The 12,970-nt window shown below is 44.6% G+C and carries 13 protein-coding genes; 3 read left to right on the top strand and 10 right to left on the bottom strand.

Annotation, left to right across the window (positions count from 1 at the left end):
* Window position 1: 1 nt before the first annotated feature.
* Window positions 2-913 (bottom strand): glycine--tRNA ligase subunit alpha, encoded by a 912-nt coding sequence (gene glyQ / locus ACOMA8_RS10010; protein WP_421370446.1) that lies wholly within the window; start codon window positions 911-913, stop codon window positions 2-4.
* 543 nt (window positions 914-1,456) lie between these two features.
* On the opposite strand from glyQ, the gene ACOMA8_RS10005 reads away from it, so the two are divergent.
* The gene (locus tag ACOMA8_RS10005) at window positions 1,457-2,890 is read left to right on the top strand and encodes an alanine/glycine:cation symporter family protein (RefSeq protein ID WP_421370444.1); all 1,434 of its coding nucleotides are present in this window, start codon (window positions 1,457-1,459) and stop codon (window positions 2,888-2,890) included.
* 47 nt (window positions 2,891-2,937) lie between these two features.
* On the opposite strand, the gene recO is transcribed toward ACOMA8_RS10005, so the two are convergent.
* The 9 genes from recO to ACOMA8_RS09960 form a co-directional block, all read right to left on the bottom strand.
* Window positions 2,938-3,759 (bottom strand): DNA repair protein RecO, encoded by an 822-nt coding sequence (gene recO, locus ACOMA8_RS10000; RefSeq protein ID WP_421370441.1) that lies wholly within the window; start codon window positions 3,757-3,759, stop codon window positions 2,938-2,940.
* A 158-nt stretch (window positions 3,760-3,917) separates the two neighbouring features.
* Window positions 3,918-4,817: a GTPase Era gene (gene era / locus ACOMA8_RS09995; RefSeq protein ID WP_161899524.1), complete on the bottom strand. Its 900-nt coding sequence runs from the start codon at window positions 4,815-4,817 to the stop codon at window positions 3,918-3,920.
* 65 nt (window positions 4,818-4,882) lie between these two features.
* Window positions 4,883-5,275 (bottom strand): diacylglycerol kinase family protein, encoded by a 393-nt coding sequence (locus ACOMA8_RS09990; RefSeq protein ID WP_202622194.1) that lies wholly within the window; start codon window positions 5,273-5,275, stop codon window positions 4,883-4,885.
* Window positions 5,259-5,735, bottom strand: coding sequence for an rRNA maturation RNase YbeY (gene ybeY / locus ACOMA8_RS09985; protein WP_161899522.1), 477 nt, complete (start codon window positions 5,733-5,735; stop codon window positions 5,259-5,261). Before ybeY ends, ACOMA8_RS09990 begins: the two co-directional genes overlap by 17 nt.
* A complete protein-coding gene (locus tag ACOMA8_RS09980) occupies window positions 5,735-7,933 on the bottom strand; it encodes an HD family phosphohydrolase (RefSeq protein WP_421370437.1) in 2,199 nt (732 codons plus the stop codon). The genes ybeY and ACOMA8_RS09980 overlap by 1 nt, the downstream gene beginning before the upstream one ends.
* Window positions 7,934-7,996: 63 nt before the next feature.
* On the bottom strand, window positions 7,997-8,971 hold the full coding sequence (locus ACOMA8_RS09975) for a PhoH family protein (protein ID WP_161899520.1): 975 nt from the start codon (window positions 8,969-8,971) through the stop codon (window positions 7,997-7,999).
* A gap of 211 nt (window positions 8,972-9,182) precedes the next feature.
* Window positions 9,183-9,626, bottom strand: coding sequence for a GatB/YqeY domain-containing protein (locus ACOMA8_RS09970; RefSeq protein WP_421370435.1), 444 nt, complete (start codon window positions 9,624-9,626; stop codon window positions 9,183-9,185).
* Between the two features lie 30 nt (window positions 9,627-9,656).
* A complete protein-coding gene (gene rpsU / locus ACOMA8_RS09965) occupies window positions 9,657-9,833 on the bottom strand; it encodes a 30S ribosomal protein S21 (RefSeq protein ID WP_002356740.1) in 177 nt (58 codons plus the stop codon).
* A gap of 175 nt (window positions 9,834-10,008) precedes the next feature.
* Window positions 10,009-10,437 (bottom strand): Fur family transcriptional regulator, encoded by a 429-nt coding sequence (locus ACOMA8_RS09960; protein ID WP_161899518.1) that lies wholly within the window; start codon window positions 10,435-10,437, stop codon window positions 10,009-10,011.
* Window positions 10,438-10,583: 146 nt separating this feature from the next.
* Here ACOMA8_RS09960 and ACOMA8_RS09955 point away from each other — a divergent pair, with 146 nt between their 5' ends.
* Both ACOMA8_RS09955 and ACOMA8_RS09950 read left to right on the top strand, forming a co-directional pair.
* Window positions 10,584-11,429 (top strand): pyruvate, water dikinase regulatory protein, encoded by an 846-nt coding sequence (locus tag ACOMA8_RS09955; RefSeq protein ID WP_161899517.1) that lies wholly within the window; start codon window positions 10,584-10,586, stop codon window positions 11,427-11,429.
* A 301-nt stretch (window positions 11,430-11,730) separates the two neighbouring features.
* Window positions 11,731-12,822: a glycoside hydrolase family 43 protein gene (locus ACOMA8_RS09950; RefSeq protein WP_421370400.1), complete on the top strand. Its 1,092-nt coding sequence runs from the start codon at window positions 11,731-11,733 to the stop codon at window positions 12,820-12,822.
* The last annotated feature ends 148 nt before the right edge of the window (window positions 12,823-12,970 follow it).

The following is a 12,970-nucleotide window of genomic DNA, read 5'->3' as shown; positions in this document are numbered from 1 at the left end:
ATTATTTCTCCTCCTCTAACAATGCTGCTGCTTGTGCAGGATCCAAAAGCGGATATCCCAGTTTGGCACGCTCGGCCACAAAAATCTTGGCAACCGCCCGCGCCAGATTACGGATACGCGCCAGATAGCCGGCACGTTCCGTTACTGATACGGCTCCGCGAGCATCCAATAAATTGAAGGTATGGCTGCACTTCAGAATATAGTCATAGGCCGGATGTACCAGACTTTCGTCGATACACCGTTTAGCTTCTGCTTCAAAGCGATCAAAATTGCCTAAGAGCAAGGCTTGGTCGCTGATTTCAAAAGAGTATTTTGAATGCTCATACTCCGGTTGTCTGAAAATCTCGCCGTACTTAACGCCTTCTGTCCATTCCAGATCATAAACACTTTCGACTTCTTGAATATATGAAGCTAGCCGTTCCAAGCCATAAGTAATCTCTGAGGTCACTGGTTTACAAGGTAGTCCCCCCACTTGTTGGAAGTAAGTGAATTGGGTAATCTCCATCCCATCTAACCAAACTTCCCAACCTAATCCAGCACAGCCCATCGACGGGTTTTCCCAGTTGTCTTCTACAAAACGAATGTCGTGCTCCAATGGTTCGATGCCTAAAAGTTTCAGACTTTCCAAATACAATTCTTGGATATTAGCAGGCGAAGGCTTCATCACCACTTGAAATTGATGGTGTTGATACAAACGATTGGGATTTTCTCCATAACGACCATCAGCTGGTCGGCGAGAAGGTTCCACGTAAGCAGCATTCCAGGGTTCTGGTCCAATCGCCCGTAAAAAAGTATACGGGCTCATGGTGCCGGCCCCTTTTTCAGTGTCGTAGGCCTGCATCAGCATGCAGCCATTGTCTGACCAGAATTTTTGTAAGGTCAAGATGATGTTTTGAACGGTCATTTTTGTCATTGTGACGCTCCTTTCAAATTTGCAGCAGAGTTGTTGAAGACGTGGGCAGCATTTTTTCCAAAAGTTCTTTGGCAGAGTTTCTTGCAAGAAGATACAAAAAGCCCTGTGTTTGTCTGTATATCAATAGACAAACACAGGGACGAAAAATTCGCGGTTCCACCCTGCTTCCGATTTCTCGGCAGCTTCATTTTGCTGATGCTCCCAAACGCCTGCGGAAAAATGTCTCCATATCCGGCTTCCACCCTCCCGGAATCGCTTTGATGTCTGGCACATTTCCAAATTTGATCAACGCATCTCTTCAATTACCTTATATAATAGCGACTCTTGTTACCCTTTGTCAACCAAAAATCTTTTTTTCAATCGTCAGGTTTTCGAAAAAACTACGAACAATTATCAGAATATTTGCGTTTGTTTCCAATTTTCACTGGTACAAACGATTATTTTTTGCTAGACTGGCAAAAATCACGCTACCTCTCTGTTAAGTGACTGAAGTCAGTCAGTTAGCCGAGATTTGTTAGTAATTAATTCTCAGGAGGACAAAATATGGACCAATGGTTGACCAAACTAAATGACTTAATCTGGGGCGCCCCGATGATCTTGCTGATTTTGGGAATTGGTGTCATTTTGACTGCTGGATTGCGCCTAATCCAAGTGCGGCGGCTACCACTAGCCCTGCGCTACATGCTAAAAGATGAGGAAGATGGTATCGGGGATGTTTCCAGTTTTCAAGCTTTATGTACCGCACTGTCTGCCACCATTGGCACCGGCAATATTGTAGGCGTTGCAACTGCTATTGTCGCTGGTGGACCTGGTGCATTGTTCTGGCTGGAGCTGGCGGGTCTCTTAGGGATGGCCACCAAATATGCTGAAGGCCTACTGGCAGTGAAATACCGAACGTTTGACGCGAATGGCCGTGCGTTGGGCGGTCCCTTTTACTATATCGAAAATGGCTTGGGTAAAAAGTGGCGCTGGTTAGGCAAGCTGTTTGCCTTTTTTGGGATTATGGCCGGCCTTTTGGGTATTGGGACTTTGACACAAATCAACGGCATCACTTCGGCAGCCCAAACGTTTTTTGATCCCAATCAAGTTCATAGTATTCAGCTTTTTGGCAACAATTATTCCTGGGCAGTAGTAATCGTGGGCCTTTTAGTGACCGTTTCTGTGGCTGTGGTCCTTATTGGTGGCGTAAAGCGTATCGCTCGCGTCTCGGAAATTATCGTTCCGGCAATGGTCGTTTTGTATGTCACTTTATGTTTGGTGATGATCTTATTGAATCTCAATAAATTACCCGGTGTCATCGCAGAGATCTTCCAGGGTGCATTTGGCTTACGCGCAGTTTCTGGCGGTGCAGTAGGGGCAATGATTATCGCGATGCAAAAAGGAATCGCTCGAGGGATTTTCTCCAACGAGTCCGGCTTGGGTAGTGCGCCTATTGCTGCAGCCGCTGCCCGGACAAATGAGCCGGTACGCCAAGGATTGGTTTCTATGACCGGAACCTTTATCGATACCATTATCGTCTGCAACATGACCGGCATGGCAATCATTATGACTGGTGCTTGGCAGACTGGTAAAGAGGGCGCTGCCGTCACGATTCACGCCTTTTCCAAAGCGCTGCCCATCTCTTCACAAGCAGCCTCTTTTCTGCTGATGATTTGTCTGGTCTTTTTCGCTTTCACCACGATTCTTGGCTGGAATTACTATTCAGAGCGCTGTCTGGCTTATTTGTTGAATACCGACCGCTACGCCAAAATTTTCCGCCTCGTCTATGTTGGTGCTGTCTTCATCGGCCCTTACCTAACAGTCTCGGCTGTCTGGACGTTAGCGGACATCTGCAACGGTTTAATGGCCTTTCCTAATATCATTGCATTAGCCCTTTTAACACCCGTAGTTTTTAAAGAGACTAAAAGTTATTTTGCTCGCTTAACAGCTTCGAGTGCCCGCACCATTGAGGACCTCCGTCTGCCAATCGAAGAATAACCGGCAAAATTTCCCCATAAAAAAGACACCCTAATTTCGGAAAAGGCCTAAGATTCAGGCGCCGATGGGGTGTCTTTTTTTGATGTGTTTTCAGCATCAGCTCTAGGCTCAATCATCAGTTGGGACCAACTTTGCATTTGATCAATGAACCGTTTGCTTTTTAAATGGAGACCGACGTACTCTTCATAAAGCTGATCGATAAACTGTCGCAGCCCCTGTTTGGTTTCAGTTTTTAGTGTAATAGAGTTGATTTGGTCATAGGAAATATTCATGAAGAGACGAGCAAAATGGACTGCCCGAGGATCAGCATGATAGCGGTGCACATCGTGATCAAAATGGTGCTGGCACAATAAGCCGCCAAACTTGGAAGAATAGTCGAAGGGGCCTTGTCGATCTCCACAAACCGCGCAATGGTCCAACTGCGGAGTCACACCGAAACGCTGCAAGATTTGCAGCTCAAAAATATTGGTAATTACCTCCGGGTCGACGCCGTTGTTCAGCTGCATCAAGGACTGATGAGTAAACCCGTAGAGTTGAGGGTCGTATAGACGATCTTCAATCGCCGCATCCACCAGGTTCAAGATATACGTCCCATAAGCTGTCACAAAGATGTCTTCTTGAATGTGACGAAAAGTTTTGACCTCTTTGGCGCCATTCAAAAAAGATAGGCCTTCAGAAGGAATCGTACCAAAATAAACACCTTCAGTAAAATTTAGCAATGCCGCTGCCAAGGGATTATTTTTCCGGTGTGCCCCTTTTACATAAAACATCTGCTTGCCATAGCTTTCTGTAAAAATCTTGACCAGCTTGTCTTTTTCCTTGTAATCTCGGGAAAACAAAATAATGCCTTTGGTTTCTGCAACTTCCAATTTATCACCTCTTCTTAAAAAAACTGCGACAAGAAAGAAAACTGTTGTCGTAACCTTCCCTTTCTCTCCGGTCCAGTTTAGATTCCGGCAGCAAAGATGCTTAGCCGGCAGTTTTTTTCTGTCGCAGCCCTCACTGTGAATTCATCACTCATGAAGGATTAATAGTCCTCTTTTTTATAACCGTAATCCGTCAAATAGGTCTGTTTATCCCGCCAATCTTTTTGGACCTTCACCCAAAGTTCCAAGAAGACTTTATCGCCCAACAGCAGTTCAATCTCACGACGGGCTTTGGTACCGATGTCTTTCAACATCTTGCCCCCTTTACCGATGATAATTCCTTTTTGACTGTCTCGCTCCACAATAATGGTAGCTTGGATATGGACTTTATCATTTTCGTTTCGTTTCATAGAATCCACGACAACTGCAACGGAATGGGGAACTTCGTCACGCGTCAAAAGCAATACCTTTTCCCGAATCAATTCTGAAACGATAAAGTATTCAGGGTGGTCGGTAATTTGGTCATCTGGAAAATACTGTGGCCCTGTTGGCATTTGTTCCACCAGTGTTCCCATCAGTGTTTCAAAATTATTCCCTTCTGTCGCAGAAATAGGGATGATTTCCTTGAAACTCAATTGTTGGCGATAGTCATCAATGATTCCCAACAGCTCATCAGGATGTACTTTATCAATCTTATTAATCACCAGATAAACCGGACTATCAACAGTTTTCAAGCGCTCAATGATGAAGTCGTCTCCTTTGCCACGTTTCTCATCAGCGGCAATCATAAATAAGACGGCATCTACTTCCCGCAAAGCACTGTAGGCAGTTTCCACCATGAAATCCCCTAAGCGATGTTTTGGTTTGTGGATTCCCGGTGTATCAATGAAGATCAATTGTGCGTCATCCGTCGTATAAACGCCTTGAATTTTATTCCGTGTCGTTTGGGCTTTGTCGCTCATAATAGCAATCTTTTGACCGACAATACGGTTTAATAGTGTTGATTTCCCAACATTTGGTCGTCCCACAATGGCGACGAATCCGGATTTATGTTCTGTCATACAATTCTCCTTTAGGTATTATTCAAAATAATCGAGTAGCAGTTAACGAGGTGCCTTGTCTTTGTCTAAAAAAACCAGAACCAGATTTTTGGTAGAAACAAGATTAATCCTACCACCAAAGCAAAGCCGGAAGTCAGCAGTACTGCCCCTGCGGCCATGTCTTTGACCTTTTTTCCAATTGGATGAAAGTGACAGTCAGTAACCATATCCACCACATTTTCAAAAACCGTATTGATGACTTCCACAATCCAAACCAGAAAAACCGCTAATAAAAGCCACAGCCACTCCATCTGGTTCAAGCCGAAAAACAGCCCTGCTAAAACTGCTAAAATCCCGATGGCAACATGTTTGCGCATGTTACGTTCTTCTTTGAAAACCGTTTTGACGCCAGTTACGGCAAACTCCACCGAGGTAATGAAGTTCTTGTTTTTTTTGACATTTCTATCTTTTGAGTCCATAGGCATCCAGAATTTCCTTTTGCAGTGAGAACATCTCTTTTTCATCTTCCGGTGTCATATGATCGTAACCGTTGATATGCAAAAAACCGTGCAAGGCTAAAAAACCCAGTTCCCGATCATATGAATGCCCGTATTCTTCTGCTTGTTCTTTGGCACGCTCCACAGAAATCATCAAATCTCCCAATTCACGGGGTAAGGGTTCATCATCTTCTTCAAAAAGGATTGGTACTTCACCGTCGCCTTCTTCTTCCAAGGCAAAGCTGATGACATCTGTTGGTGCGTCTTTGCCGCGATACTCCCGATTGATTTCCCGGATTGCTTCGTTGTCCATAAAAGTCACTGACATCTCCGCATTGTCAGGCAGTTTTAATTGATCTGCTGCAAATTGCAACAAATCGTCAATTTCCCGAATCTTATCTTCAGGAACAGATTGAGTTTCATCGATAAAGGTGATTTCCATTATTTTTCGCTTCTTTCCTGTTCTTCTTTCATCTTTTCAGCTTCAGATTTCATCTTCGGATACTTGATCCGAGAATGGAAGGTACTGCACAGGCCGTTGACAAGTGATTTTTCTACCAAATGAATTTCTTTCATCGTCAAGCCGCTATCATCCAACTGACCGTCGATAATTCGATCGATAATCAGATTGTGAACAAACTGTTGAATTTTCTCGTTGTCGGGATGATCCATCGCTCGCACTGCCGCTTCACAGCTGTCAGCGATACTAACGACACCGGCTTCTCTAGTTTGTGGTTTTGGTCCCGGATAGCGAAAATCAGCTTCCGTTGTTTGAGGATTCCGTTCTTTGGCTTTGGCATAGAAAAATTTCATCATGGTCGTCCCATGGTGCTGACGACAAATATCAATCACCATTTGTGGCATCTTATAGTCTTCTAAAACTTTTGCGCCATCGGTTACGTGACCGAAGATAATCTGCTTACTATCTTCCGGCAACAAGAAATTGTGGGGATTTTCTGCCCCTTGCGGCAAGTTCTCAACAAAAAAGTTAGCATGCTTCAACTTACCAATATCGTGGTAATAACAAGCAACTCGGGTCAATAGCGAACGGCCACCAATTTCCGCCACCGCGTTAGCACTGAGATTGGCTACCATCATGGAATGATGGTAGGTGCCCGGAGCTTCTTCTAATAACTGCTTCAATAGCGGATGGTTAGGATTGCTCAACTCATTCAAGACAATCACCGAATCATCGGTTACTAAAAGCTCGATGTACTGATGCAATCCCATGGTCAGCATGAAAGACAATAGACTGCCGGCAAAGCCGCAAACAATCGTCAACCAAGTTGCACCACTGGAAAAACTAAGGCCTTGGAAAACCATCAATACAAAAGTCAACAATGTTGGAAAGACGATAACCCACATTACGGCCGGCCAGCCTTGACGACCAATTCGTTCACGTTTAACGATAGTTCCCATCAATCCGGAAAAGAGGTAGGTGATCAAGATAATCGTCAGCAGGTTGGTTCCTAACGCGTCGTAATAGACAAAGATCGCCGCCACTACCTGGAACATCGCCGCGATAATCCCCGTCCGTCGATTCATAAACAGGCTCAATACTAAGGGAACAAAGGCCGCTGGATAAAACAAGGGGATATAGAGTGTCTGTTCAGTTTGGAAAACTTGGAAGAACTTCATCAATAGCACACTAAAAACCATCGCGGCTGTATAGAAGGTAAAAAACTCCTGCTGATTGTCTTTTGAATGAAATTGGCGACCAAAATATAGTAAAACCGCAATCTGCAACAAGATTCCCATTACCATTGCCACTATTGGAAAAATCGAGCTGCTTTGACTGGTCAGTCCTAAAAGTTTCAATTTTTCGATGGCGTTGGCATCAATTTGGGAGCCTTCACGAACAATAATCTCCCCTTGGTAGATCATGACTGGCTGCACAGCATTACGGGCAGCTTCCCGATTTTCTTCGGTTGCTTTTTCATTTGGAAATTCGTTGACTACGATTCCTTTTTCCAGCAAACTTTCGATTACTGAAACTGCTTGTTGGCTAACGCTCAATGATTCAGCTTGTGCCTTGGCATTGTCCAAAATGTCCGACAGATTGCTTTCTCTAACGTGCTGGGCCATTTCTTCGCTGATGATTGTCAACGACTGGTTTCGTACCACGACGAGATCAGATGCGGAAAGTTCAAACAACGCGTTGTAGAAATCAGCAGAAAAGCTCTGATAAAAATCCACGTCGTCAGCATCAATCTTCTCAAATTTCTTTTTCAACGCAGCCGTATGGTCATCCACGGTGGGCACCGGGACGCTTTCCTTTTTAGCTTTTTCCTTGTCGCTTTCATACTGCTTGTTCAAATCATCGTTGACTTCCCCTACCAGATCAAATAACCGCTTCACGCGATCAAATTGAGTAGTGGCGATTTCTTCTTGATAATTGTATTCGGTAGTAACCGCTTCGGCAGCCAATTTTCGCTTTTGATCCGTTGCAAAAGTATTTTCAATCGTCTTGTTGGCGCGAATGTTTTCCGCGGCTACCTGGCCTTCGCTGTAATTCGTCTGCTTTTGCTGCACGCTGGTAAACAGCACCGCAAAAATAGCTACAAAGAACAAACACAAGACGAGAGGCGTATAAAAACGCCCTAATTTTTTTCGTATCCTGTACAAGGGTTGGATAATCATCCTGTTACCTCCGAAAAATTTCTGGACCAGCACCTTGTGATAGCACTAGCCTACAGAACTTGCTTATGCATCGTTTTTCAAACTGGCTTTGTCATAGGCTTCGATGATTTCTGCCACCACCGGATGACGCACGACATCGCTGGATTCAAAATTAACGAAGGCAATCTGCTTAATATTCTTCAATGTTCGTTCGGCATGAACCAGTCCACTGACAACCCCTTTTGGCAGGTCAATTTGGCTGGTATCCCCGTTGACAATCATTTTTGAGTTGAAACCCAAGCGTGTTAAAAACATCTTCATCTGGGCAATTGTCGTATTTTGGGCCTCGTCTAAAATCACAAAGGCATCTTCCAACGTTCGTCCTCGCATATAGGCCAGCGGCGCGATCTCAATCACGCCTCGCTCCATCAGCCGATTGGTATGATCCGTTCCAAAAATCTGATACAGCGCATCGTAAACCGGACGCAAGTAGGGATCGACTTTTTCTTTCAAATCTCCCGGCAAAAAACCAAGATTTTCGCCAGCTTCCACCGCCGGACGAGTTAAGATAATTTTTTGTACCTGCCCTTTTTTTAACGCAGCAATCGCCATGACCACAGCTAGAAATGTTTTCCCAGTCCCCGCTGGCCCAATGCCAAACACGACGTCGTGGGCTTTGACACTCTCCACGTAATGTTTTTGGCCGGCATTTTTGACCCTGATAGGGCTACCATTACGGTCTTTGACAATTTCTTCTTCATACATGTCTACAAAAAAGCTCAGACGGTCACTTTTAGCCATTTTTAAGGCTGACACTACATCTGGTGTACTGATGTTAATGCCCCGTTTAATCAACTCTTGGATTGCTTCAATGACCCCTTTAGCCAATGCTATTGCTTCTAGCGCTCCTTCAATTTGGATCACTTCTCCACGAGCCCGGATCACCGTTTGAGTATTTTCTTCAATCAGCTTCAGATTTTTATCATGGGAGCCCAATAACATCGCGATATCATCGGATTCACTTAATTTGATTTGCAAAGATTGGCGTTCTTCTGTCAAAAGTACATCTCCTTCGTCCTTCATTCTTATCTATTTTACCATAACGCCTGACAAAATAAAAAACTATGAAATGCTTTCTTATTCTTTTGTTGAGAAAGAATTCACCAGAGAAGTCATAACAAGAACAGTTTCTGAATTACTTATCCCCTCAAGAAACTCTATCAAAACAGCATAAAAAAATCGCGGACAGGATATCCGCGATTTTGTGCACTTATTGTAATAATTCTTTGACGATCGCATTGACTTGGTTCCCGTCTGCTTTGCCTTTTACTTGCGGCATTACAGCGCTCATCACCTTGCCGAATTCCTTTGCGGAGGTCGCGCCGGTTTTAGCGATTGCCTGCTTGACGATGTCACGAATCTCTTCGTCCGTCAACTGTGCAGGAAGATATTCTTCAACAATTGCGATTTCGACTTTGACTTTTTCCGAAAGATCATCACGACCGGCTTTTTCGAATTCCGTTAACGAATCGCGACGTTGTTTCATCTCCCGGGACAAAATCGTCAGTTCTTCGTCAGCGTTCAATTCGTGTCCGACTTTGATCTCTTCGTTCTGAAGCGATGCTTTCAACATACGGATCACCGCCAGACGTTCTTTGTCTTTGGCTCTCATCGCTGTCTTCATATCATCGTTCAGTGTACTTAGTAGTGTCACACTACCAGCTCCAATCCTTGTGAGCCAAAATTAGAATTTCTTGCGTTTTCTGGCTGCTTCAGATTTCTTCTTGCGTTTCACGCTTGGTTTTTCATAGAATTCACGCTTGCGAGATTCTTGCAGAGTACCGGCTTTTGACACGGAACGTTTGAAGCGACGAAGAGCATCGTCAAGAGATTCATTTTTACGAACCACTGTTTTTGACATGTAAATTCCCTCCCTCCGAGCTTAAAAAGTAACCGTTTTTGTCTTTTGGATCGAAATTCAAAAAACAAGACTGTCCTTAAAAAATTATAAAGGAGGTTTAAAACGGTGTCAAGAAGTTCCTTGAAAAAATAAATATCTCCTAGGCTCCCTTTTAATTGCTATAAGAATAAAATAACTATTGGCAGTCCTCGCAGCGCCCTAAAATCTCAAAGCGGTGTCCTTCAATTACACAACCGGGCAGCTGTTCAGCGAAGTAATCCATTGGACAAAGATCCAGTTCCTTGGTCTTGCCACAAACCGTACAGATGAAATGATGGTGATGATGGTGGGCATCTTGACAGCAATGGAAGCGAAATTTCATCTCGCCATTCAGGTCAGTTTCCTCCAACAAGCCGATTTCGGCAAAATCATGTAAGTTTCGATAGATCGTATCATAACTAACCCCGGGAAAATGTTCGTCCATAAACTGATGAACCTCTTTAGCTGCGAGATAACGATTACGCTTAGCTAAAAAAGTCAGCATCGCTTCCCGCTTCTTCGTATTTTTAAAGCCATTGTCTTTCAGTGTATTCATGGCCTGTTGGATTCGTGTCGTCTGCATCATCTATGTCCTCCCTGCAGCTCATTGCCGCTCATTCAGAAAAGTCGGCCTGCTGTTTTTTGCGGTAAATCAAAATGATTCCGAATTAAATTTAGACAATCGTATGGTATAATAAAGTGGATAAAAAGACAAGAGGGGCTGTTGCTTTTATGAACGATGAAAACAATATCTTAACAATTTTTGTGATTTCCGATTCCGCTGGTGAAACCGCTACAAAATTGGCACAGGCCACCATGGCACAATTTCCCACCGTTGAATTCAACCTGTACCGTAAAACTTTCGTCAATGACAAGGAAAGCTTGATTAAGGCATTGACAGACGCAAAAAAACACGACGCTATGATTCTCTTTACAATGATCAACGAAAATCTATCGACTCTGTTACAAGACTTCTGTGAAGAAAGTGGCCTGTATAGCTTCGACGTTCTTTCTTCCACCATCAACGAAATCGAAGCGCGCAGTGGCGTCAAAGCCAGCCGCGAACAAGGAGCCTTGCACCATTTGAACAAAAACTATTTCAAACGCATCAAAGCGATGGAATTTGCTGTAAAATACGATGATGGCAAAGACCCCCGTGGTTTTTTGGAAGCTGATGTCGTGTTACTAGGAGTCTCACGTACTTCCAAAACGCCCCTCAGCCTCTTTTTGGCCAACAAAAACCTCAAGGTGGCGAATTTGCCCCTAGTTCCGCAAGCCCATATTCCTAAACAATTGTGGGAAGTTGACCCTAAAAAAATCGTCGGTCTTACCAATGACCCGGATGTTCTCAATAGCATCCGTAAAGAGCGCATGCGTGCCTACGGATTGAATCCGGACACCGCCTATTCCGATATCGACAAGATCCGGGCCGAATTAGAATTTGCGGCTGACTTGTATGAAAAACTTGGCTGTGTAGTGATCAATGTGGCTTCACTTTCCATCGAAGAAACCGCCTCGATGATTATGAACGCTTTGAATCTGGAAGATCATAGCTATTACGCAACAGAAGAAGAATAGACCGCAAGCTCTAAAACTCCAGTCGGCTGACTGGAGTTTTTATTTACTTTTCAGCAAAAGCAAGTCCGAAAATATCGGTGCCACGATTGAAAATCTATTCCTCACTAACGTCATAGCAAATGCATACTTATGAACCAAATAGGCAGTATTTTGCTTATTTTCCGGCAGTTGTATAAAAATCCCGATTCCACCGGCTCCACAGAAATTTGCGGAAAGCCCGATTTTTTTACAACTAACTCCCCACCAATACTTAGTTTATTATATAATCTATATAAAACAAGTTACCTCAGGAGGAAAGCTTATGTGTACAATACAGCAACCGCCGGTATTGAAAGACGGTGCCGGCTATTTATGGGCCTATTTTACCGGTGAAGGGGCAGGTGCCGAGGCCGTCAGCTTTGCACTCTCAGACGGCAATGATGCTTTACGCTGGCTGAGCTTGAACAAAGGACAGCCAGTAATTTTTTCAAAGTATGGTGAAAAAGGGTTGCGGGACCCTTTTATTCTCCGCAGCCATGATGGTAGCCGTTTTTATCTATTGGCTACCGATTTGAATGTCCACGAGCGACCGGGCGGCTTTCATACCGGCCAACTGAGCGGCTCACGTTATCTGGAGATTTTCGAATCGACTGACCTTATCCATTGGAGCCAGCAGCGCCATGTACAGGTCTCTGATGTGAATGCCGGCAACACCTGGGCTCCCAAGGCCATATGGGATGCCGAAAAGCAGCTTTACGTCGTCTATTGGGCAGCAAATCTTTACGATGAATTGGACCCTCAAAAACGTACGAGTGTCACGTATAACCGCATGATGTGCTCCTTGACCGCAGATTTTATCACTTTCACCCCACCCCGGATCTGGGTGGATGTTAATCGCGGACCGGGTAAAGGAACCATCGATGCAACGGTGGCCAAGGTCGACGGCCGCTACTACCGGTTCATGAAGGAAGAAGAAACGATGACAATTCGTTTGGATACTGCGACAAATCTGCTGACAACCGTGGCAGGGATTGATTACGCTACTGACAAAGAGGTCCCCGCAGATCAATGGCGAACACTAGGACGCAAGATCGGCAACGGGCTGCCGAACGGTGAAGGCCGGGAGTTTACCGGGGGAGAAGGCCCTTGCCTCTTTCCGGCAAATCCCGATGACACAAACGGCTTCAAGTGGTTCTTGTTTATCGATCAGCCGGAGTACCATGACGGACCGAACCATTACATCGGGTTTGCCGGCAATGATTTGGCTAACCCTCGGACTTGGCAGCCGGTTTCGCAAAAACTGCGACAGCAGCTTCCTAAAAACAGTAAAGGAGAAAAACCACGGCACGGTTCGGTTATTTCACTAACTGCGGAAGAATATCAGCGAATTTGGCAGCACTATTTCCAATCCTGAATGATTGTTGCTCTTTGCAGTAATCTAACGAACACAACGGCAACCACAGCCAATCCAATCACCCCTTGGATTCTGATTTGTCGGCTCTGTGACCGATAGAAAACTGCAGGATTCCTAAGCTTTCCAAGCAAGTAGATTGTCGTCTCCG

The organism is Enterococcus infantis (assembly GCF_049166715.1).
GTDB classification, from domain to species: domain Bacteria; phylum Bacillota; class Bacilli; order Lactobacillales; family Enterococcaceae; genus Enterococcus_C; species Enterococcus_C leclercqii.
The sequence above is the reverse complement of the archived record's forward strand: the minus strand, read 5'-3'. Positions and strand labels throughout refer to the sequence as shown.

What these genes read in the sequence shown, in the direction of transcription:
- ACOMA8_RS09980 (WP_421370437.1), bottom strand. Translation starts at nt 7,933, where the DNA reads ATGATTATCCAACCCTTGTACAGGATACGAAAAAAATTAGGGCGTTTT.
- ACOMA8_RS09955 (WP_161899517.1), top strand. Translation starts at nt 10,584, where the DNA reads ATGAACGATGAAAACAATATCTTAACAATTTTTGTGATTTCCGATTCC.
- rpsU (WP_002356740.1), bottom strand. Translation starts at nt 9,833, where the DNA reads ATGTCAAAAACAGTGGTTCGTAAAAATGAATCTCTTGACGATGCTCTT.
- ACOMA8_RS09950 (WP_421370400.1), top strand. Translation starts at nt 11,731, where the DNA reads ATGTGTACAATACAGCAACCGCCGGTATTGAAAGACGGTGCCGGCTAT.
- ACOMA8_RS09990 (WP_202622194.1), bottom strand. Translation starts at nt 5,275, where the DNA reads ATGGACTCAAAAGATAGAAATGTCAAAAAAAACAAGAACTTCATTACC.
- era (WP_161899524.1), bottom strand. Translation starts at nt 4,817, where the DNA reads ATGACAGAACATAAATCCGGATTCGTCGCCATTGTGGGACGACCAAAT.
- glyQ (WP_421370446.1), bottom strand. Translation starts at nt 913, where the DNA reads ATGACAAAAATGACCGTTCAAAACATCATCTTGACCTTACAAAAATTC.
- ybeY (WP_161899522.1), bottom strand. Translation starts at nt 5,735, where the DNA reads ATGGAAATCACCTTTATCGATGAAACTCAATCTGTTCCTGAAGATAAG.
- ACOMA8_RS10005 (WP_421370444.1), top strand. Translation starts at nt 1,457, where the DNA reads ATGGACCAATGGTTGACCAAACTAAATGACTTAATCTGGGGCGCCCCG.
- ACOMA8_RS09960 (WP_161899518.1), bottom strand. Translation starts at nt 10,437, where the DNA reads ATGATGCAGACGACACGAATCCAACAGGCCATGAATACACTGAAAGAC.